Origin of the sequence: Sphingomicrobium aestuariivivum, from assembly GCF_024721585.1 — a bacterium.
Classification (GTDB): Bacteria; Pseudomonadota; Alphaproteobacteria; order Sphingomonadales; family Sphingomonadaceae; genus Sphingomicrobium; species Sphingomicrobium aestuariivivum.
The window spans coordinates 487,539-506,513 of the sequence record NZ_CP102629.1; the positions used below are offsets into that span (position 1 = coordinate 487,539).

General features: G+C 66.8%; 22 protein-coding genes and 2 tRNA genes. 13 read left to right on the top strand and 11 right to left on the bottom strand.

What is annotated here, in order from left to right; all coding sequences use genetic code 11:
- Positions 1-10: 10 nt before the first annotated feature.
- Positions 11-907: a fructose bisphosphate aldolase gene (locus tag NUW81_RS02345; protein ID WP_245110030.1), complete on the bottom strand. Its 897-nt coding sequence runs from the start codon at positions 905-907 to the stop codon at positions 11-13.
- A gap of 168 nt (positions 908-1,075) precedes the next feature.
- Here NUW81_RS02345 and NUW81_RS02350 point away from each other — a divergent pair, with 168 nt between their 5' ends.
- The gene (locus NUW81_RS02350; RefSeq protein ID WP_245110032.1) at positions 1,076-1,849 is read left to right on the top strand and encodes a flavodoxin family protein; all 774 of its coding nucleotides are present in this window, start codon (positions 1,076-1,078) and stop codon (positions 1,847-1,849) included.
- A 1-nt stretch (position 1,850) separates the two neighbouring features.
- Here NUW81_RS02350 and NUW81_RS02355 read toward each other — a convergent pair whose 3' ends face one another.
- The 4 genes from NUW81_RS02355 to tkt all read right to left on the bottom strand — a co-directional run bounded on the left by NUW81_RS02355 (position 1,851) and on the right by tkt (position 6,530).
- Positions 1,851-2,279 (bottom strand): DUF4440 domain-containing protein, encoded by a 429-nt coding sequence (locus NUW81_RS02355; RefSeq protein ID WP_245110034.1) that lies wholly within the window; start codon positions 2,277-2,279, stop codon positions 1,851-1,853.
- Positions 2,279-3,481: a phosphoglycerate kinase gene (locus NUW81_RS02360; RefSeq protein ID WP_245110036.1), complete on the bottom strand. Its 1,203-nt coding sequence runs from the start codon at positions 3,479-3,481 to the stop codon at positions 2,279-2,281. Before NUW81_RS02360 ends, NUW81_RS02355 begins: the two co-directional genes overlap by 1 nt.
- Before the next feature lie 75 nt (positions 3,482-3,556).
- The gene (gene gap, locus NUW81_RS02365) at positions 3,557-4,561 is read right to left on the bottom strand and encodes a type I glyceraldehyde-3-phosphate dehydrogenase (protein ID WP_245110039.1); all 1,005 of its coding nucleotides are present in this window, start codon (positions 4,559-4,561) and stop codon (positions 3,557-3,559) included.
- A complete protein-coding gene (tkt, locus tag NUW81_RS02370; protein ID WP_245110041.1) occupies positions 4,554-6,530 on the bottom strand; it encodes a transketolase in 1,977 nt (658 codons plus the stop codon). The genes gap and tkt overlap by 8 nt, the downstream gene beginning before the upstream one ends.
- Positions 6,531-6,696: 166 nt before the next feature.
- Between tkt and NUW81_RS02375 the strand changes: the two genes are divergently transcribed.
- From NUW81_RS02375 to NUW81_RS02390, 4 genes are all read left to right on the top strand, one after another.
- The gene (locus NUW81_RS02375; protein ID WP_245110043.1) at positions 6,697-6,876 is read left to right on the top strand and encodes a hypothetical protein; all 180 of its coding nucleotides are present in this window, start codon (positions 6,697-6,699) and stop codon (positions 6,874-6,876) included.
- Positions 6,873-7,184, top strand: coding sequence for a cell division protein ZapA (locus NUW81_RS02380; protein ID WP_245110045.1), 312 nt, complete (start codon positions 6,873-6,875; stop codon positions 7,182-7,184). The genes NUW81_RS02375 and NUW81_RS02380 overlap by 4 nt, the downstream gene beginning before the upstream one ends.
- Before the next feature lie 149 nt (positions 7,185-7,333).
- A complete protein-coding gene (locus NUW81_RS02385) occupies positions 7,334-7,933 on the top strand; it encodes a 5-formyltetrahydrofolate cyclo-ligase (RefSeq protein WP_245110046.1) in 600 nt (199 codons plus the stop codon).
- Positions 7,926-8,147: a DUF2842 domain-containing protein gene (locus NUW81_RS02390; RefSeq protein WP_245110047.1), complete on the top strand. Its 222-nt coding sequence runs from the start codon at positions 7,926-7,928 to the stop codon at positions 8,145-8,147. Before NUW81_RS02385 ends, NUW81_RS02390 begins: the two co-directional genes overlap by 8 nt.
- 111 nt (positions 8,148-8,258) lie before the next feature.
- Here the strand turns inward: NUW81_RS02390 and NUW81_RS02395 are convergent.
- From NUW81_RS02395 to NUW81_RS02410, 4 genes are all read right to left on the bottom strand, one after another.
- Positions 8,259-8,335, bottom strand: a tRNA-Asp gene (locus NUW81_RS02395).
- 55 nt (positions 8,336-8,390) lie between these two features.
- Positions 8,391-9,548 carry an AI-2E family transporter gene (locus tag NUW81_RS02400; RefSeq protein WP_245110048.1) on the bottom strand — a complete coding sequence of 386 codons (1,158 nt, stop codon included), beginning with the start codon at positions 9,546-9,548 and terminating at the stop codon, positions 8,391-8,393.
- An 80-nt stretch (positions 9,549-9,628) separates the two neighbouring features.
- Complete coding sequence (locus NUW81_RS02405; protein WP_260508526.1) at positions 9,629-10,288, bottom strand: outer membrane protein; 660 nt, start codon at positions 10,286-10,288, stop codon at positions 9,629-9,631.
- 149 nt (positions 10,289-10,437) lie between these two features.
- Positions 10,438-10,522, bottom strand: a tRNA-Leu gene (locus NUW81_RS02410).
- Between the two features lie 122 nt (positions 10,523-10,644).
- Between NUW81_RS02410 and NUW81_RS02415 the strand changes: the two genes are divergently transcribed.
- Together NUW81_RS02415 and NUW81_RS02420 are read left to right on the top strand one after the other, a co-directional pair.
- Complete coding sequence (locus tag NUW81_RS02415) at positions 10,645-11,565, top strand: homocysteine S-methyltransferase family protein (RefSeq protein WP_245110052.1); 921 nt, start codon at positions 10,645-10,647, stop codon at positions 11,563-11,565.
- Between the two features lie 15 nt (positions 11,566-11,580).
- Positions 11,581-12,144 (top strand): hypothetical protein, encoded by a 564-nt coding sequence (locus tag NUW81_RS02420; protein WP_245110055.1) that lies wholly within the window; start codon positions 11,581-11,583, stop codon positions 12,142-12,144.
- Here NUW81_RS02420 and NUW81_RS02425 read toward each other — a convergent pair.
- On the bottom strand, positions 12,141-13,649 hold the full coding sequence (locus NUW81_RS02425; protein WP_245110057.1) for a YifB family Mg chelatase-like AAA ATPase: 1,509 nt from the start codon (positions 13,647-13,649) through the stop codon (positions 12,141-12,143). The two genes, NUW81_RS02420 and NUW81_RS02425, sit on opposite strands and share 4 nt — an antisense overlap.
- 154 nt (positions 13,650-13,803) lie before the next feature.
- On the opposite strand from NUW81_RS02425, the gene NUW81_RS02430 reads away from it, so the two are divergent.
- The 6 genes from NUW81_RS02430 to yihA all read left to right on the top strand — a co-directional run bounded on the left by NUW81_RS02430 (position 13,804) and on the right by yihA (position 17,354).
- A complete protein-coding gene (locus NUW81_RS02430) occupies positions 13,804-14,154 on the top strand; it encodes a hypothetical protein (protein ID WP_245110059.1) in 351 nt (116 codons plus the stop codon).
- 120 nt (positions 14,155-14,274) lie between these two features.
- Complete coding sequence (rpmH, locus tag NUW81_RS02435; RefSeq protein WP_245113637.1) at positions 14,275-14,409, top strand: 50S ribosomal protein L34; 135 nt, start codon at positions 14,275-14,277, stop codon at positions 14,407-14,409.
- Positions 14,410-14,417: 8 nt separating this feature from the next.
- A complete protein-coding gene (gene rnpA, locus NUW81_RS02440) occupies positions 14,418-14,738 on the top strand; it encodes a ribonuclease P protein component (protein ID WP_245113638.1) in 321 nt (106 codons plus the stop codon).
- Positions 14,735-14,947: a membrane protein insertion efficiency factor YidD gene (gene yidD / locus NUW81_RS02445; protein ID WP_245110062.1), complete on the top strand. Its 213-nt coding sequence runs from the start codon at positions 14,735-14,737 to the stop codon at positions 14,945-14,947. The genes rnpA and yidD overlap by 4 nt, the downstream gene beginning before the upstream one ends.
- A gap of 20 nt (positions 14,948-14,967) precedes the next feature.
- Positions 14,968-16,716: a membrane protein insertase YidC gene (gene yidC / locus NUW81_RS02450; RefSeq protein WP_245110064.1), complete on the top strand. Its 1,749-nt coding sequence runs from the start codon at positions 14,968-14,970 to the stop codon at positions 16,714-16,716.
- Positions 16,713-17,354: a ribosome biogenesis GTP-binding protein YihA/YsxC gene (gene yihA / locus NUW81_RS02455; RefSeq protein WP_312025045.1), complete on the top strand. Its 642-nt coding sequence runs from the start codon at positions 16,713-16,715 to the stop codon at positions 17,352-17,354. The genes yidC and yihA overlap by 4 nt, the downstream gene beginning before the upstream one ends.
- 16 nt (positions 17,355-17,370) lie before the next feature.
- Here the strand turns inward: yihA and NUW81_RS02460 are convergent, their stop codons facing one another.
- Positions 17,371-18,942 (bottom strand): glycosyltransferase family protein, encoded by a 1,572-nt coding sequence (locus NUW81_RS02460; protein WP_245110067.1) that lies wholly within the window; start codon positions 18,940-18,942, stop codon positions 17,371-17,373.
- Between the last annotated feature and the right edge of the window lie 33 nt (positions 18,943-18,975).

Sequence of the window (18,975 nt, forward strand, 5' to 3'; positions counted from 1 at the left end):
CAAGGGTGTATTAGCCGTTGCATACACTCGCGGCGTAGATGCTGTCGATCGCGCTGCCCAGCGCCTTGTCGAACGCGGCATCGTCCATGTCGGCGCGAAGGTCCTGCAGGAGCGCACGGCTGAAGCTGGCGATCATGCCGCGGTTCTTGGCGAGCTTGGCATTGGCCTCGTCGCGCTCGTAACCGCCCGACAGCGCGACCACGCGCGCCACCGCCGGATGCGCCACCAGCGGGGCGTAGAGATCATCTTCTTCGGGCAGGGTGAGCTTGAGCATCACGCGCTTGCCGGGATCCATGCCGTCGAGCGCGGCAAGGAGATGCTTCAACAGCAGCTTCTCGGCCTCGCCGCGGGTGGCCGACTTGATGTTCACCTCGGGCTCGACGATCGGCATCAGCCCGCCGTCGAGGATCTGGTTGGCGGCCATGAACTGCTGGGTGACGATCGCGTGGATGCCGTCGTCATTGGCCTCGTTGATGACGCTGCGCATCTTGGTCCCGAACACCCCGCGGGCCTTGCCCTTGGCGACAAGCTCGTCGAGGCGGGTCATCGGCTTCATCTTCTGGACGCCGTCGGCTTCATCCTCGAGGCCCTGGTCCACTTTCAGGAAGGGCACGACGCCGCGTTCCCACAGGAGCTGGGGCACGGGCTTGCCGTCCGCCTCGCCGTCCATCGTCTTCTCGAACAGGATGGCGCCGAGCACCTTCTGCCCCGAAAAGCTCGGCGCGGTGACGATGCGCGTGCGCATATCGTGGATAAGGCCGAACATCTCTTCCTCGGTCGACCAGGCGTCCTCGCCGATCCCGTAGGCCTTGAGCGCCTTGGGGGTCGAACCACCCGACTGGTCGAGCGCGGCGATGAAGCCCGAGCCGCCCACCATCTGCGCCATCATCTTGGGATCGAATGTCATGGAAATTGGCCTCCCCGCCGGTTCAACTGCATACGTATGCGAGCGCGGCTAGCGGGCGCTTTTCGCAGGCGCAATGCTGTGAACGCTCACGCCAATGAAAAAGCTGGTGGCGGTAACTTTCCCCCGCCCTCGCACGTATCATGTCGAAGCAAGAGAGGGAGCCCAGCCATGTCGAGGATGTCCGACCAGCAGGAGGAAATCTGCGCCGAGGCCGCCTTCGACGGCAGTGGCCTCAAGGCCGTGCTCGTCAACGCCACCTTGAAGCCGCCCGGGCAGGACAGCCACACCGACACGCTGCTCGAGGTGGTCGCGGAGATCTTCTCGCGCTCGAAGGTCGCGGTCGACCGCCTCCGCCTATCGGGCCACCTCCTCGCCCCCGGCGTCTATCCCGACATGACCGACCATGGCTGGGAGCGCGACGACTGGCCCAAGATCAGCGACCGCGTGCTGGAGGCCGACATTCTCGTCCTCGGCACTCCCATCTGGCTCGGCGAGAAATCCTCGCTCGCCGCCGCTTTCATCGAAAAGCTCTACGCCCATTCGGGCCAGACCAACGACAAGGGGCAATATCGCTTCTACGGCAAGGTCGGCGGTTGCGTCGTCACCGGCAACGAGGACGGCATCAAGGCGGTCGCATCCTCCTGCCTCTACGCGATGAGCCATGTCGGCTACACCATCCCCCCGCAGGCCGATTGCGGCTGGATCGGCGAGGCGGGCCCCGGCCCCAGCTATGGCGATGAAAAGGAAGACGGCTCGGGCCGCGTCGGCTTCGACAATGTCTTCACCCAGCGCAACACGACCTTCATGGCCTTCAACCTCATGCACATGGCGAAGATGCTGAAGGACAATGGCGGCATTCCCGCCATCGGCAATGTCAGGACAGAATGGGACGACGGGTCAAAACCCGGCTGGCCCAACCCCGAATATCGGATTGACGACTAGCCTAGCGCCAGAGCTGGAGCGAGCGGATCGCGCCGGCGACGCGCTCGTCATCCTCGGTGCGCGAGAGGGCGCGTTCGACGAGCTGCCAGTTGCGGCTCATCCCGCCCTTTCGCCACAGGTCCTGCATCCAGAAGGTGCCGTTCCAGCGCCGTCCCTCAAGGGTCATCTCGAGCTCGGCCTGCGTGGCGAAAATCACGCTCGCGCCATGGCGGCGGCAATAGACGTTGCCGAAGCGATAGCCCTCGCTGCTGAACTGGTCGGGCGCGGCGTCGAGCAGGCTCGAACGGTCGAGCAACACGGGCTTGGAGGCCGCGACGACGAAGCGGAAGGCGCGGCCGGTAAGCTTCTTGAGCTGCTTGCGGTCGCGCTCGATCCAGCCGCGCATCCAGCGGTGCTCGAGCGTCTCGATGCTGGCGGAAATGTCGGCCATCAGCGCTGGAGCGCCGCCACGCCGGGCAGTTCCTTGCCTTCCATCCATTCGAGGAAGGCGCCGCCCGCGGTCGAGACGAAGCTGAAGTCGCCTGCAACGCCCGCCTGGTTCAGGGCAGCGACGGTGTCGCCCCCGCCCGCCACGCTGGTGAGGCTGCCTTCCTTGGTGAGCGCCGCCGCGGTCTGCGCGAGCTGGACGGTGGCGCGGTCGAAGGGCTCGGTCTCGAAGGCGCCCAGCGGACCGTTCCACACCAGCGTCTTGCAGGTCTTCAAGGCATCGGCGAGCGCCTCGACGGCATTGGGGCCGATGTCGAGGATCATCTCGTCCGCCTCGACCTCGTGGACGTTGCAGGTGCGAAGGCTGTCGGGGTTGGCCGCAAATTCCTTCGAGACGACCACGTCATAGGGAAGATGGATGGTGCAGTCGGCCTTGTCCGCAGCAGCGAAGATGTCGTTCGCCTGCGGGACGAGATCGGCTTCCATCAGGCTCTTGCCGACGGCGACACCGCGCGCGGCGAGGAAGGTGTTGGCCATGCCGCCGCCGATGATGAGGTGATCGACCTTGGCGACGAGATTTTCGAGGACCGCGAGCTTGGTCGAGACCTTCGCGCCGCCGACCACTGCGGCGACCGGATGCTCGGGGCTGCCGAGCGCCGCTTCGAGTGCCGACAGCTCGGCCTCCATCGCGCGGCCAGCGAAGCTTTCGAGGTGCTCGGTGACACCGACCGTCGAGGCGTGGGCGCGGTGCGCCACCGAGAAAGCGTCGTTGACATAATAGTCGGCGAGCGCCGCCATGCCTTTCGCAAGCTCGGGGTCGTTCTTCGTCTCGCCTTCATGGAAGCGGGTGTTCTCGAGGATACCGATCGCGCCCGGGAGCATGATCGAGATGGCGCGCGCTGCCTCGGGGCCCTGGCAGTCCTCGACATAGCGCACCGACAGGCCGGTGATCTCGCGCATCGGCTCGACCAGCAGCGCGGTCGACATGTCGGGACGCGGGCGCCCCTCGGGACGGCGGAAGTGCGACAGCAGCAGGACCTTGGCCCCCTTGCCCGCCAGCTCGCGGATCGTCGGCAAATGCGCGCGGATCCGCGTGTCGTCGGTGACGTCGCCGTCGGCCATCGGCACGTTGAGATCGCAGCGCACCAGCACCGTCTTGCCGTCGAGGTCGGCAGGCAGGTCGTCGAGGGTCTTGAAGGAGGTCATGTCACTATCCTCGCGAAGGTCGCGCCTCCGCATATGAAAAAGCGCCCCGACGGACCCGCCGGGGCGCCATTTAGCTTACAGCTTGGAGGCCATCACGCCCGCAGTGTCGATCATGCGGTTCGAGAAGCCCCATTCATTGTCGTACCAGCTGACGACGCGGGCGAGCTTGCCCTCCATCACGCCGGTCTCGAGGCTGTCGACGGTCGAGGAAGCCGGATGATGGTTGAAGTCCGAGCTGACGAGCGGCTGTTCGGTGAAGTCGAGCACGCCCTTCATCGGGCCTTCGGCGGCCGCCTTGAGCGCCGCGTTCAGCTCTTCGGCCGAGGTGTCGCGACCCGGCGTGAAGACGAGGTCGACGAGGCTGACATTGGGCGTCGGCACGCGGATCGAGGAGCCGTCGAGCTTGCCGTTCAATTCGGGCAGGACGAGACCGACCGCGCGGGCAGCGCCGGTGGTGGTCGGGATCATATTCTGCGCACCGCCGCGGGCACGGCGCATGTCAGAATGCATCTGGTCGAGCATGCGCTGGTCGTTGGTATAGCTGTGCACGGTGGTCATGAAGCCGCGCTCGATACCGACGGTGTCGTTGAGGACCTTGGCGACCGGCGCGAGGCAGTTGGTGGTGCAGCTGGCGTTGGAGACGATGTGATCATCGCCCGTCAGCGTGTCATGGTTGACGCCATAGACGATGGTCTTGAGATCGCCCTTGGCCGGCGCCGAGATGAGGACGCGCTTGGCGCCCGCATCGAGGTGCGGCCTGGCGGCATCGACCGACTGGAAGAAGCCGGTGCACTCGAGGACGATGTCGATCCCCATCTCGCCGTGCGGCAGCTTGCCGGGCTCGCGCTCCTTGGTGACCGCGATCTTCTTTCCGTTGACGATGATCGCATCGCCGTCGACTTCGACCGAGCCGGGGAAGCGGCCATGGGTGGAGTCGTACTGGAACAGGAGCGCGTTCGACTTGGCGTCGGCCAGGTCGTTGATCGCGACCAGTTCAAGGTCGTGATCGTCGCGCTCGAGCAGGGCGCGGGCCACGAGGCGACCGATGCGGCCGAAACCGTTGATGGCGACTTTAGTCATTGTTCAAACGCTCCATGATCTTGGAATGGATGGCTTCGGGGGTGAAGCCGAATTTCTCGAAAAGGTCGGGCGCCGGCGCCGACGCGCCGAAGCTGTCGATGCCGATGTTGAGCCCGTTCTTCATGGTCATGTCGGACCAGCCGAAGGTAGTGCCCGCCTCGATCGAGACGCGCAGGATTTCCGACGGATCGACATCGGGCAGCAGGTCGGCCTGGTAGGCGGCATCCTGTGCGCGGAATTTCTCCCAGCTCGGCATCGAGACGACATCGGCGCCGATGCCGTCATTCTCGAGCCGCTCGGCGACCTCGGCGGCGAGATGCACCTCCGAACCCGTCGCGATGAGGATCACTCGGCGCGGCTTGTCCGCCGCCTTGAGGCGATAGGCCCCCTTGGCGGTGAGGTTGGCCTCGCTCTTCTCGAGCCGCATCTGGGGCAGGCCCTGACGCGACAGCGCCAGCAGCGCGGGGCCGTCACCGGCCAGCGCATCGCCCCACGCCTCGGCGGTCTCGACCGCGTCGCAGGGGCGATAAACGGTGAGTCCCGGCATGGCACGCAGGCTCTGGACATGTTCGACCGGCTGGTGGGTGGGGCCATCCTCGCCGAGCCCGATCGAATCGTGCGTCATGACATGGACGACCTTGGCCCCCATCAGCGCGCCGAGGCGGATCGCGGGGCGCGAATAGTCGGAGAAGACGAGGAAAGTGCCGCCATAGGGCAGCACGCCGCCGTGCAGCGCCATGCCGTTCATCGCGGCGGCCATGCCGAATTCGCGGATGCCGTAATAGATGTAGCGCCCGCTATAGTCCGAGGCGGTGAGCGGCCCGATGCCGCCCGCCTTGGTGTTGTTCGAGCCGGTAAGGTCGGCCGACCCGCCGATGGTGGCGGGGATCGCCTCGTTGATCGCGCCGAGCACGATCTCGCTCGCCTTGCGGGTCGCCATCTTCTCGGGATTGGCGATCAGCTTCTCGATCAGCTTGCCCTGCCAGCGGCGGTCCCACTTGCCGTCGAGCTGGTCCTTGAAGGCCTGTGCCTTGTCGGAAGCGGCAAGACGCTCTTCCCACGCCTTTTTCTCTTCCTGCGCGCGCTGGCCGATCGTCGTCCACGCCTCGCGCACGTCGTCAGGAATGACGAAGGGCTCGGCGTCCCAGCCGAGCTCTTCGCGTGCCTTGGCGATTTCCTCAGGCCCGAGCGGCGCGCCGTGCGTCGCGGCGGTGCCCTGCTTGGTCGGGGCGCCATAACCGATGGTGGTCTTGCAGCGGATGAGGCTCGGCTTGTGGGTCTTCTTGGCCTCGGCGATGGCGCGGCTGACCGCATCGGCGCTCATGCCGTCGCATTCATGCGTCGACCAGCCCATCGCCTCGTGACGCTTGAGCACGTCCTCGGTGCGGCTGAGGTCGGTCGAGCCGTCGATGGTGATCTCGTTATCGTCCCACAGGACGATGAGGCGGCCGAGCTGGAGGTGGCCCGCAAGGCCCGCGGCCTCGTGGTTGATGCCTTCCATCAGGCAGCCGTCGCCCGCGATCACATAGGTGTGATGGTCGACGAGGTCATCGCCATAGATAGCATTGAGGTGGCGCTCGGCAATCGCCATGCCCACCGCGGTGGCGAGCCCCTGCCCGAGCGGGCCGGTGGTCGTCTCGACGCCGTCGAGGAGGAAATTCTCGGGATGCCCCGCGCACGGGCTCTTCAGCTGGCGGAAATCCTTGATCTCCTGCATTGTCGGATGGGCATAGCCCGACAGGTTGAGGAGCGAATAGGCGAGCATCGAGCCATGGCCTGCCGACAGGACGAAGCGGTCGCGGTCGGGCCAGTGCGGATCGCTGGGATCGTGCTTGAGGTGATCGGCGTAAAGCGCCACGGCGGCATCGGCCATGCCCATCGGCATGCCGGGATGACCCGAATTGGCGGCTTGCACCGCATCCATCGAGAGGGCGCGAATGGCATTGGCTAGGCGGCGCTTGGTCGGCATGCCGGCTCCTTAGGATAAGAGGTCCCCGAGCGAGCGGTAGCCGCCCACCCCTGTCTGGCTCGCTATTGCCGTGCCACGCGCGGGCGTCAACCATGTGGGAACGTTCACGAGCGGCTTTTTGGCACTTTGCTTGGCAAGCGGTGTGGCGGGCGCTACGGCTTTAACCATGTCCTCGTCCCGCCTCGCCGCCGCGCTGACCCGTGCCGACGCCGCCCTCGCGCGCGCCGAAAGCGCTATCGCGCACCTCGAGAAACGGGGCGAAAAGGACCAGGCATTGCGCGAGGAAGTGCGCGCCGCGCTGGCCGAACTCGACCAGCTCATCACCGCACGGGAAGAAAGCGAATGAGCGAGGTCACCCTCCATATCAACGGCCGCAATTATACGGTGCGCGCCCGCGACGGCGAGGAGGAGCAGCTCGTCCGCGCCGGCCAACTCGTCGAGCAGCGCTGCAACGATGCCCGCGCCGCGATGGGCACGCTGTCCGACACCAGCCTCTATTTCTACGCCGCGTTGATGCTCGCCGACGACCTTGCCGGCGGCAAGAGCGCAGGTCCGTCAGCAGAGGATGAAGCGAGCGTCAAAAGCGCCGAAAATCTCGCCGCCCGCCTCGAAACGCTCGCGAACCGACTTGAGAAGGCGGCGCGCCGCGCCTAAATGGTGCTGGACGGGTACTGCCTGGCACGAGCCACGACTATCCCTGAGGCTTTCTACATCCTAGGGAGCCGTCCCTAGCCGGGCCCTGGCCCGGCATATATGGCGCCCACCTGACGTTCTGGCGTCAGAGGATTAAGAGGCAAACGACCATGGCGGTCCCGTCACCTGACCTTCTCGAGCCCGATTCCACCAAGGACGAGATCCGGCGCTCGCTGCGCGCCAGGCGGCGCGAGTTCGTCTGCAATCTCGAACCCTCGACCCGTCATGCGCTCGAGGAACAGCTGGCCGAACTGCTCGCCCCCATGCTGGCGGCGGCGCGCGTCATCGGCGCCTATTCGCCGATCGGCGGCGAGATCAGCCCCCTGCCCGCGCTGGCACGCGCCAAGCGCCTCGGCCGGACCATCGGCTATCCCACTTTCGAGGGCGATGCCGATCATTTCATCTATCGCGCGGGCGAACCCGAGGTCCCGGGGCCGCACCGCATCGCCCAGCCGCGTCCTTCCTGCCCCGAAGCCTCCCCCGACCTCGTCCTCGTGCCGCTGCTCGCGGTCGGCAACCAGGGCTATCGCATCGGCCAGGGTGCGGGCCACTTCGACCGCGTCCTGCCCAATTTGGCGGGCGCGCGCTTCGTCGGCCTCGGCTGGCAGATGCAGCGGCTCGACATCGACCTGCCGCACGACAGCTGGGACGTGCCGCTCCACTGTTTCGCCAGCCCCCGCGGCATCGAGGAATTCACACCCCGTGGATAATGAAGTGCACGAACCAAAGTCGCGCGTCGCCATCGGCATGGTCATCATGCTCGCCTGGCTCACCGCCTATGTCGTCGTCGCGATTCTTGCCTTCGACCTGATCGCGGGCTGGCCCGCGCTCGTACAGATGCCGCTCTACCTCGTCGCCGGCCTCGCCTGGATCATCCCGCTGAAGCCGCTGCTGGCCTGGATGGAAACCGGCCACCAGCGCTAGTCTCCGCGCCCCCTCCGAAACGAGAAAAGGCCCCGAGCGATCGGGGCCTTTTTCTTGTCCGTCTTTGATGGAAAACCAAGCCGTGCGAGGGGCCACTTACCCTTGGGCAAGTGGCGCGAGTGACGGGACTCGAACCCGCGACCTCCGGCGTGACAGGCCGGCGCTCTAACCAACTGAGCTACACCCGCATCGGCTTGGTGGCGGCGAACTATGACAGGCTCGCCCACCTGTCAAACACTAATTTCAATCTTTTTCATCTTCCTCGCCGACGTGGGTCAGCGTGCCATGCTCGAACAGGAATCCGGCGATGTCCGGCGTGCCCGCGGCGGCAAAAACGGTTTTAATAATGATGAGCAATGGCACCGCCAGCAGGGCACCGAGGAAACCCCAGATCCACGCCCAGAAACTCAGGGAAATGAGGATCAGGAGCGGCGAAAGGCTGACCCGCTTGCCGACGATCATGGGGGTGAGGACATTGGCCTCGAGATTGTGCAGCACGATGAAGATGAGCGGCGGCAACATCGCCGCCCAGACGTCGACGAAACTCATCAAGCCGCCGATCGCGAGGAGAATCGCCGCGAAGATGGGCCCCAGATAGGGAATGAAATTGGTCACCGCGACGATACCGCCCCACATGATCGGGCTGTCCATGCCGATCAGCCAGAGGATGAGCGCGGTCACCGTGCCCAGCGTCACGTTGATGAAGGTGATGGTGCCGATATAGGTCGAGGTCGCATCGACCACCTGCTGGATCACCCGCGCGGTGGTCAGCGCCCCCTCGAAGCTGCCGCGGCTGGTGATGGTGCGCTCGCGCATCCGCGTCCAGCGCGACAGGAAGAAGAAGATCACCAGCATGGCGAAGAACATCTGGATGAGCGCGATGGGCGCCGAGGTGGCGAACAGGTCGAGGAGCGAATCGGGCGTCGTCAGCGTGACGCTCGCCTGGCGCTCGCCCGACACCGCGATGTCGTCGAAGATGCCCTCGATGAAAGCCTCGAGCTCGGCATAATATTGCATGATCGGCAGCACCGTCTCGCGGATGCGGTCGATGCGCTCGGGAATGAGCGCGAAATAGTCGATCGCGGGCAGCACGATCGAGGCGATCACGAAGGTCGCGAAGGCGATGAACAGGATCAGCGCGATGATCGCCGCCAGCGCGCTCGGCACGCCGCGCCGCTCGAACCATTCGAGCACGGGCACGAGGGCGATGGCGATCACCATTGCCGCCGTCACCGGCAGGAAGAATTCCTCCCCCGCCTGCAGCGCGAACGGCAGGGCAAAGAGGAAGCCCGCCCCCAGCACCAGCGCGATGGCCGCGAGGAGCCGCACCCGCTTGACCTCGAGCGTGTGGCTGTCCTGGAATTCGATCGGGGCGTCGGGATATTGCTGCTGCTCGGCCATTTCGGCAGCGTAGCGAGCGTGTCAGGCGCGGAGAAGGGGAAAAAGCGGGGGGAGCGCCGCGCCCTCCCCCGCCATATGGATCAGAAGCGCAGGCCGATGCCGGTCATGACATTCAGCCGGTCGCCGTCGAGCCGCGCCGAAAAATCGGGCCCGAGATCATATTCGACCGTGGGGAGGCTGGTGTAGCTCATCTCGCCCTTCACATAGGCCGCGCCGAGAGGAACTTCGATCCCGGTGCCGAGCTGGAAGCCGCTGCGGTCGAAACCGGCGTCGTTGTTGAAGCCCGGCTCGATGGTCTCGCTGTAGCGCACCGAAAGGTCGCCATTGGCATAGCCGCCCTTCACGAAGAAATTCACGTCGCGGCCGGTCAGCATGGCGAGGCGAAGCCCGACGGCGACCGTCCGCGCCGCTTCGACCGTATATTCGGCCCAGACCCTGCCGTCGGAATAGGCGCGCACTTCCTCGTAGGACGCGTCCGACAGGTCGATGCTGGCATAGGGCCCGACCGTGAGGCCCGACCGCAGGGCGAAATCGAAACCCGCCTCCGCGCCATAGGCGAGTGCGCCCGCCCGGTCGGCGAAGGTGCGCGCATTGATCTGGCTGTCCGCCACGCCGCTGAGGTCGACCTGGTCGTATCCGATCCGCGCTTCGATGCGGGGACCGGCGGTATCCGGTGCCGCTTCGGCGGCGGGCATGGCGAAGGTCGCGGCGCCGGCCGCGATCAAAAGCTCGTACATCATTGTCCTCTGTCGTTGTGGCAGGACTGCCGCCGACGGAACCCTAATGATGCAGGCTGGAGATGAAAGGCCTTTATTGGTGGCCGCGTGCGCCCGCCGGCGCGTCGCTCCGGACCAGCGGCCAAACCGTCCCCCCGGACGGTTTGTCTCGCTGGTACCTCTGGCCGGACTCGAACCGGCACTTCCGAAGAAAATCGATTTTGAGTCGATCGCGTCTACCAATTCCGCCACAGAGGCAGATACCAGCGGGAGCGCACGCCTAGCGAATGCCGTCCCCGCTTTCAATTGGAGAATGGCGCCCGCGCACGCGACTCGCCCGTCCATGCTATCATGGTGTCCCCGCGCAACGGAGACGCCCCATGTCCCTGCCCCAGCTGTCCGCCCCCTTCCTGACCGATGCCGGGCTCGAGACCGACTTCCTCTTCAACAAGGGCTACGACCTTCCCTGCTTCTCGGCGATCACGCTGGTCGATGCGGGGCACCGCGAGGAAGCGCTGCTCGATTATTATCGCGCCTTCCTCGACCTCGCCGAGGCGCACGGGCTCGGCTTCATCCTCGAGAGCCCGACATGGCGCGCCAGTCCCGACTGGGCCGGGCCGCTCGGCCTCTCGATGGAATCGCTGGCCGAGCGCAACCACCGCGCCATCCGCATCCTCGACGAGCTGCGCACCGAGAAGGACCGCGCCATCTCGATGATCCTCTCGGGCTGCATCGGTCCGCGCGGCGACGGCTACAGGCCCGACGCCACGATGAGCGCGGAGGACGCCAAGGCCTATCACCAGTGGCAAATCGACATCTTCGCCGATGAGGAGGTCGATCTCGTGACCGGCATGACGATCAACACTGTCGCCGAGGCGACCGGCATCGTCCACGCCGCAAGGGCCGCCGGCCTGCCCGCCGTCATCAGCTTTACCGTCGAGACCGATGGTAACCTCCCCGACGGCACCGCGCTCGGCCAGGCCATCGCCGCGACCGACGAGGCGACGGGCGCCCATCCGGCCTATTATATGATCAACTGCGCCCACCCCGACCATTTCGCCGCCACCCTCGACGAAGGCGCGGACTGGATGGAGCGGATCGGCGGGCTGCGCTGCAATGCCTCGCGCTGCAGCCACGCCGAACTGGACGAGGCCGAGGAGCTGGACGCGGGCGATGCCGCCGACCTCGCGCGCCAGCATGCCGCGCTGGTGGAGGCGCATCCCCGCCTCCACGTCCTCGGCGGCTGCTGCGGCACCGACCTTGCCCATGTCCGCGCCATTGCCGAGGCGGTGCACGGGTGAGCATATAGGCCCCGCATGCCGGGCTATCTCCTCCTCTTCCTTGCCGTCTTCGGCAACAACCTCCTGCCCGCTTTCGGGCCGCCGACCTGGTCGATCCTCGTCTTCTTCACCCTCAAGGGCGGGCTCGACCCGTGGCTGATGGTGCCGGTCGGCGCGGCGGCGGCGGCGAGCGGACGCTTCGTCCTTGCGCTCGGCTTTCGCCATTTCGCCACCCGCCTGTCGGCAAAGAGCCGCGCCAATCTCGCCAGCGCCCGCGCAGCGCTCGAGGCGCGGCGGCACCGCTCCATCCTCGCGCTCGGCCTGTTCGCCTTGTCGCCCTTGCCCTCGGCGCAGCTGTTCGCAGCCGCCGGCATGGCGGGCGTCAGGCTCCTCCCCTTTACCCTCGCCTTCTTCGCGGGCCGCATGGTGAGCTACAGCCTCTACGTCTGGGGGGCGGTCGAACTGAAGAAGACCAGCTTCGGCGAGACGCTGATGGACAGCTGGAAGGACCCGGTCGCCATCGCCATCCAGGTCGCGCTGCTCGTCTTCCTCGTCGCCATGACGCGGATCGACTGGAGTCGCTACATCCCCAAGGACTAGTTGCGCGGCGGCTGGTGGCGATAGCTGAGCGCTTCGGCGACATGGATGCGTCCGACCGTCTCTGCCCCCGCCAGGTCGGCAATCGTCCGCGATACCTTCAGCACCCGGTGATAGGCGCGCGCGGACAATCCCATCGCGCCCGCCGCCTCGGTCAGTAGCCGCCGTCCCGCCTCGTCGGGCGCGGCATGCACCTCTATCGCCTCCGAGGTCGCCTCGGCATTGGTGCGAAAGCCCTCCGCCCCGTAGCGCGCCACCTGCACCGCCCGCGCCCGCGCGACACGGCTCGCGACATCCTCGCTCCCCTCCGCGGGTGGCGGCAGGGTAAGGTCCATCGCGCTCACCGCCGCCACCTCGACATGAAGGTCGATACGGTCGAGCAGCGGCCCCGAAATCTTCGACTGGTAATCGGCAGCGCATCGCGGTGCACGGCTACAGGCGCGGCTGGCATCGCCGAGATGCCCGCAGCGGCACGGGTTCATCGCCGCGACCAGTTGGACGCGCGCAGGAAAGGTAAGATGCGCATTGGCGCGCGCCACGCTCACCGTGCCGGTCTCGAGCGGCTGCCTGAGCGAATCGAGCGTCGCGCGCTGGAACTCGGGCAGTTCGTCAAGGAACAGCACGCCAAGGTGCGCGAGGCTGATCTCGCCCGGCTTCACCTTGAGGCCGCCGCCGACCAGCGCGGGCATGCTCGCGCTATGATGCGGGTCTCGAAACGGCCGTCGCCGCTTGAGCCGCCCGCCGTCGAGCGTCCCCGCCACGCTGGCGATCATCGACACTTCGAGCGCCTCGGCCGGTTCGAGGGGCGGCAGGATCGAAGGCAGGCAGCTCGCCAGCAGCGACTTGCCCGACCCCGGCGGCCCGCTCATCAACAAATTGTGCCCGCCCGCCGCGGCGATCTCGAGCGCACGCTTGGGCGTCTCCTGCCCCTTCACGCTGCGTAGGTCTGGCCCGCCGACCATCTCTTCGGCCTCGCCCGCCAGCGGCATCTCGAGCGGCTCTGTCCCCTTGAAATGCGCAAGCAGCGCGAGGAGGTCGCGCGGGGCGATCACCTCCACCTCGCCCGCCCAGCGCGCCTCGGGTCCCTGGTCGTGCGGACAGATGAGCCCCATGTCGCGCCCCGCCGCATGCATGGCGGCGAGCAGCACGCCGGGCGATGAGGCGATGCGCCCGTCGAGCCCCAGCTCGCCCACCGCGACATAATGCGACAGCATTTCGACATCCACGACGCCCATCGCGGCGAGCAGCCCGAGCGCGATCGGCAGGTCGAAGTGCGAGCCTTCCTTGGGCAGGTCGGCGGGCGACAGGTTCACCGTCACCCTTTTGGGCGGCAGCGAGAGGCCGATCGCCGACAGCGCCGAGCGCACCCGCTCGCGGCTCTCGGCGACCGCCTTGTCGGGCAGGCCGACGATGACGAAATTGGGCAGGCCGGCAGAGAGCTGCACCTGGCATTCGACGCTGCGCGCCTCGAGGCCGAGATAGGCGACCGTATCGACGATCGCGACCATCAGTCGAGGCCCCCTCGGGCCGCGTGAAAATCGGGCAAAATCCCCCCTGGCTTCGGCCCTGCCACCCTAGCGCGGCCGCCGCCCTTGGCAAGTTTGTCGAAAAAGCGGGCCCGCTGTCTTGAGAGAATCATCGATCATCGCCACATGGAGCTTCATGGGTGGGACGAAGAAAAAGTGGATCGACAAGGAGCCGCAGCGGACGATCGCGTTCGTTGTCGGGGTGCTGACGATTCTCGTCTCGCCCGTCGTCGGCCTGCTGCCCGGCCCCGGCGGGGTCTTCGTCTTTGCCGCCGGCCTTGCCCTGTGCCTGCGCACCAGTCGCTGGGCGCGCCGCCAGTATGTGCGGTTCAAGCGCTGGCAGCCCGAGGCGGGTCGCTGGGCCGACTGGGGCCTTCGCCGAAAGTCGGCGCGCCGCCGAGAACGGCTGCGCAAGGCGCTCCGCGAGGAAAAGTCGGGCAATGGATCTTCCAGGGACATTGCCAAGGATGGGGCGACGGGGATTTGACTTCCGCCCTCGCGCCCGCTAATGGCGCCCCCAACGGGAGGCCGCGTCCACTCAATTGTTGGGGCGGCCCTTTTTTGTTCAATCGAATTCGAATGAATTCTCAACATCGGGATATGAGCGATGAAGCGCACTTTCCAGCCCTCGAACCTCGTCCGCAAGCGTCGCCACGGGTTCCGCACCCGCATGGCCGACGTCAACGGTCGCAAGATTCTGGCGCGTCGCCGCGCCAAGGGCCGCAAGAAGCTCAGCGCCTGATTTCGACGATCCGGGCCCGTCGCGACTTCCTCGCCGCCAATGCGGGGACTCGGGTCGCGACTCCCGGCTTCGTGTTGCTGGTCCATGACCGGCGCGACGGTGATGACGCGATCCGCGTCGGCTACACCGTGTCGAAGAAGGTCGGCAATGCGGTCACCCGCAACCGGATGAAACGCCGCCTGCGCGAACTCGCACGGGCGGCGTTGCCGCATTTGGGCCAGCCCGGCGCCGACCATGTCATCATCGGTCGCCAGCGGGGCGTCGAGCGCGACTGGGACAAGCTCGAACGCGAACTCGCCACCGCCCTGAAGAAAGCCGCCAAGCGGTGATCTCCAAGGCGCTCATTCTCGTTGCCAAGGGTTGGCAGAAGGGCCCCTCGCGGATCCTGCCGCCGACCTGCCGCTACCAACCCAGCTGTTCGGCCTATGCGATCACCGCATGGACGCGCTATGGCGCCTTCAAGGGCAGCTGGCTCGCCATCAAGCGGATCGCCCGCTGCCATCCCTGGGGGGGACAGGGTCATGATCCGGTCCCGTAAGATGAAACGGAATTTCTGACGTGAACCAGAACCGCAACATGCTGCTCGCCATCGTGCTGAGCGCCCTCGTCCTCATCGGCTGGTCGCTGCTCGGCGACCGCTATTTCCCGACCTCGACCGAGGACGAGACGAGCCTTGTCGAGGCCGATGCGCCGAGCACGGCGCCCGATGGCGCGGTCGTGCCCACGTCCGACACCCTCCCCGCCGCCGAGGAAGTCGCCACCGCGCCGCGCGATGCCGATGAAGTGATCGCCGAGGGCGGTCGCGTCACCATCGACACTCCCTCGGTCGACGGCTCGCTCAACCTGACCGGCGCGCGCTTCGATGACCTCATGCTCAAGCGCCACAGCGTCGAACTCGACGGCGAGGAAGAGGTCCGCCTCCTCGCCCCTGCGGGCTCGAACGGCGCCTATTTCGCGCAATATGGCTGGACCGGCGAGGGCGTCGAGGTGCCCGGCGCCTCGACCGTGTGGACCGCCGACGGCGACACGCTCACCCCCGAGACCCCCGTCACGCTGAGCTGGTCGAACGGCACCGGCCAGACCTTCATCCAGAAGATCTCGGTCGACGAGGACTATCTCTTCACCATCGAGCAGCGCGTCGAGAACCGCTCGGCCAATGCCGTCGCCATCCGTCCCTTCGCGCTCGCCAGCCGCGCCGAGCAGTCGCAGGACGAAAGCTTCTGGACCGTCCATGTCGGCCCGATGGGCGTGTTCGACGACGCTGCCGATTATGACGTCTCCTACGAGGACCTCGAAGAGGCCGGCCCGCAGGGCGAGCGTCGCACCACCACCGGTGGCTGGCTCGGCTTCACCGACAAATATTGGCTGACCGCGCTCGTCCCCGATCAGGGCAGCCGCGTCACCGCGACCATGCGCCAGGGCGCCTCGGGCGCCTTCCAGACCGATTATCTCGGCGCGCCCGTCGTGCTCCAGCCCAACCAGGCCTCGGACTTCCGTGCCCAGCTCTTTGCGGGTGCCAAGGAAAAGGGCGTCCTCGACGCCTATGAGGACGCCGGCATCCCCAAGCTGTCCAAGTCGATCGACTGGGGCTGGTTCGAGTGGTTCATGCGTCCCCTCTTCGACCTCCTGCGCCTGCTCTTCGACGTCACCGGCAACTTCGGTGTCGCGATCATCCTGATGACCTTCCTCGTGCGCGGCGCGCTCTACCCGCTCGCCAACAAGCAGTTCCGCTCGATGGCGGGCATGCGCCGCGTCCAGCCCAAGCTGAAGGCGCTGCAGGAGCGCTACAAGGACGACAAGCCGCGTCTCCAGCAGGAGATGCTCAAGCTCTACCAGGAGGAAAAGCTCAACCCCGCCGCGGGCTGCCTGCCGATCCTCCTCCAGATCCCTGTCTTCTACGCGCTCTACAAGGTGCTGCTGGTGTCGGTCGAAATGCGCCACCAGCCGTTCGTGCTGTGGCTGCAGGACCTGTCCGCGCCCGATCCGCTCACCCCGGTCAACCTGTTCGGCCTGCTGCCGTTCGACCCGCCGGGCATGCTGGCGATCGGCATCCTGCCGATCCTGCTGGGCATCACCATGTGGCTGCAGTTCAAGCTCAACCCCGCGCCGATGGATGACATCCAGAAGCAGGTGTTCGGCATCATGCCGTGGATCCTGATGTTCGTGATGGCGCCCTTCGCGGCGGGTCTCCAGCTCTACTGGGTGACCTCGAACATCCTGACCATCGCCCAGCAGAAGTATCTGTACCGCAAGTACGATCTCGAAAAGGACAGCATGAAGGCGGGTGCCCACCCGAAGGGCACGTGAGCGAGGGTCCGCAGACCCTCGAGGAGCGCGCCCGCAAGCTCCTGACCGGCAAGGTGGAATTCCTACTGTCGGCACCTGCTCTCAAGTTCCTGCCCGACGCGGGCGCGCCCGAGATCGCTTTCGCGGGCCGCTCGAACGTCGGCAAGTCGAGCCTCTTGAACGCCCTCACGGGCCGCAAGAAGCTGGCGCGCGCCTCGGTCACCCCGGGGCGCACGCAGGAACTCAACTATTTCGAGGCGGGTGAGCCGGTCGAGATCCGTCTCGTCGACATGCCGGGCTACGGCTTTGCCAAGGCGCCGTTGAAGGTGGTCCAGCAGTGGCGCCACCTCATCAACGACTACCTGCGCGGGCGTACCACCTTGAAGCGAGCCCTCGTGCTCATCGATTCGCGGCGCGGCATCAAGGATGTCGACCGCGAGGTGATGAAGATGCTCGACGGCGCCGCGGTGAACTACAACCTCGTCCTCACCAAGGCCGACAAGGTGAAGGCCTCCGAACTCCAGGCCGTGCTCGAGGCGGTGACCGCCGAGGCGCGCAAGCACCCCGCCGCGCACCCCGTGATCCACGTCACCAGCTCGGAAAAGGGCATGGGCATCGCCGAGCTGCGCGCCGCTATCCTCGAGGCCGCCGAGCTCTGAGCCTTGGGGCCGGCTGTCACGGCCGGTATCGTATCGCCCCGACGACCACCGGCCGGTCGAGCCGATATTCCTCGATCCTGATGGCGTAAGGGAGCGCCAGCCCCGGATCGGCGCCTTCGGTGCCGACCGGCGCATGCCACACGCTCGCCGGCGCCCCCAGCCCGAAGGCCTGCGCGATCAGCGCCTCTTCCTCGGGCGAGCACATCGACTTTATCACGAAGAGCCGTTCGCGCGCCGTCACGCGGCTAGCCTCCTTTGCCGCCCCGTCGGACGGACCGTAGAGCATCGCCCGCGCCTCCCTCGTCCATGTCGGACTGCTTCGCGCATCCACGACTTCGAAGCCCTCGCGCAGCACCGCGGCGCGGCGCCACCCCGCCGGCATGTTGGCAAGATACACCTGTCCCTTCCAATAGGGGCAGACGACAACCGTTGCCTGTTCGCGCGCCAGCAAGGCCTCGCGCACCGCATACCAGTCCTCGCGCTCGCGTACCGGCCCCTGCGTCACGAACCCGCCGAGCGTCGCCACCGACGCAAGGAGGACTGCCACCCCCCGGGCGCGTCCACGCAGCGCCGCAATGCCGACCGCCGCCAGCACGAGCGCGGCGGGGAGCACCGGCAGGACGGTGCGGCTCATCACCACGGGTTTGATGAGGAAACCCGTCAGCCACAGCCACAAGGGAAGGCTGAGCCATCCCGCCATCACCAGCGCCTTGCTGTCCCCGCGTGCGAAGGCGGCGCGAATTCGGCCGCGCGCCATCCAGATCGCGCCGCCCGCGACGACGAGCAGCGCCAGCGCGGCCAGCCACAAGGGCGCGCCGTAGGTCGCCGGCAGCCATTGCCAGCCGATCGCGGCGAGCAGCTTCACGAGCCCGAACTGTTCAAGCCAGCTGAAGAGAAAACCGGAATCGCGCTCGTAGACGAACATGCGGTGGAGCTCGGCCAGCCCCACCGCCACGACCGGCAGGAGCGTGGTGCCGGCTTCGAGGAGGGTGACCGCGCTGCTCCGGCGCCAGTTGGACAGGAGCAACCACAGGCTCGACAGGCCGATTACCGGAAAGGCGGCAAGATGCGTCATCAGCGCCAGCCCACCCGTCACCGCGAAGAGCAACAGCCACAACCGCCGCGCTCCCCTGCCCACCGTCTCCTCTGCCGCCACCAGCGCCAGCGCATTGGCTGTCAGCAGGAGCGCCAGCAGCATATAGCCGCGCGCCTCGACACTATAGTCGACGAGCGGGGGCGACAGCGCCACCAGCGCCGCGCTCGCCACCGCCGCCACCGGCCCTGCCAGCCGCCCGCCAAGCAGTGCCGCGACGGGGATCAGGACGGTGCCCGCGACGAGGCTCGACAAGCGCAGGCTCACGGGGTCGGCTGCGCTGCCCGCCACAAATTTCTGGACGAGATAATAAACGGGGCCGCTCGGATCGGCGGGGCCGAACAGGTCGGCCACGGGGATCATGCTGACGAGCGGCGTGAAGGCCTCGTCGATCCACAACGCCTCGCGCCCGATCACCGCCCAGCGAATGAGCGCGCCGAGCAAGGTCAGCGCCAGAACGGCGAGCGCAACCGGCATCCTGCCCGAACGTTGCATTGGTCCCCCTTGCGTTCGTTCCCGTATCGCGCG

Excerpts from the sequence above, each read along its gene's own strand:
- NUW81_RS02345 (WP_245110030.1), bottom strand. The coding sequence starts at position 907 with ATGACATTCGATCCCAAGATGATGGCGCAGATGGTGGGCGGCTCGGGC.
- NUW81_RS02350 (WP_245110032.1), top strand. The coding sequence starts at position 1,076 with ATGTCGAGGATGTCCGACCAGCAGGAGGAAATCTGCGCCGAGGCCGCC.
- NUW81_RS02355 (WP_245110034.1), bottom strand. The coding sequence starts at position 2,279 with ATGGCCGACATTTCCGCCAGCATCGAGACGCTCGAGCACCGCTGGATG.
- NUW81_RS02360 (WP_245110036.1), bottom strand. The coding sequence starts at position 3,481 with ATGACCTCCTTCAAGACCCTCGACGACCTGCCTGCCGACCTCGACGGC.
- gap (WP_245110039.1), bottom strand. The coding sequence starts at position 4,561 with ATGACTAAAGTCGCCATCAACGGTTTCGGCCGCATCGGTCGCCTCGTG.
- tkt (WP_245110041.1), bottom strand. The coding sequence starts at position 6,530 with ATGCCGACCAAGCGCCGCCTAGCCAATGCCATTCGCGCCCTCTCGATG.
- NUW81_RS02375 (WP_245110043.1), top strand. The coding sequence starts at position 6,697 with ATGTCCTCGTCCCGCCTCGCCGCCGCGCTGACCCGTGCCGACGCCGCC.
- NUW81_RS02380 (WP_245110045.1), top strand. The coding sequence starts at position 6,873 with ATGAGCGAGGTCACCCTCCATATCAACGGCCGCAATTATACGGTGCGC.
- NUW81_RS02385 (WP_245110046.1), top strand. The coding sequence starts at position 7,334 with ATGGCGGTCCCGTCACCTGACCTTCTCGAGCCCGATTCCACCAAGGAC.
- NUW81_RS02400 (WP_245110048.1), bottom strand. The coding sequence starts at position 9,548 with ATGGCCGAGCAGCAGCAATATCCCGACGCCCCGATCGAATTCCAGGAC.
- NUW81_RS02405 (WP_260508526.1), bottom strand. The coding sequence starts at position 10,288 with ATGATGTACGAGCTTTTGATCGCGGCCGGCGCCGCGACCTTCGCCATG.
- NUW81_RS02415 (WP_245110052.1), top strand. The coding sequence starts at position 10,645 with ATGTCCCTGCCCCAGCTGTCCGCCCCCTTCCTGACCGATGCCGGGCTC.
- NUW81_RS02420 (WP_245110055.1), top strand. The coding sequence starts at position 11,581 with ATGCCGGGCTATCTCCTCCTCTTCCTTGCCGTCTTCGGCAACAACCTC.
- NUW81_RS02425 (WP_245110057.1), bottom strand. The coding sequence starts at position 13,649 with ATGGTCGCGATCGTCGATACGGTCGCCTATCTCGGCCTCGAGGCGCGC.
- NUW81_RS02430 (WP_245110059.1), top strand. The coding sequence starts at position 13,804 with ATGGGTGGGACGAAGAAAAAGTGGATCGACAAGGAGCCGCAGCGGACG.
- rpmH (WP_245113637.1), top strand. The coding sequence starts at position 14,275 with ATGAAGCGCACTTTCCAGCCCTCGAACCTCGTCCGCAAGCGTCGCCAC.
- NUW81_RS02460 (WP_245110067.1), bottom strand. The coding sequence starts at position 18,942 with ATGCAACGTTCGGGCAGGATGCCGGTTGCGCTCGCCGTTCTGGCGCTG.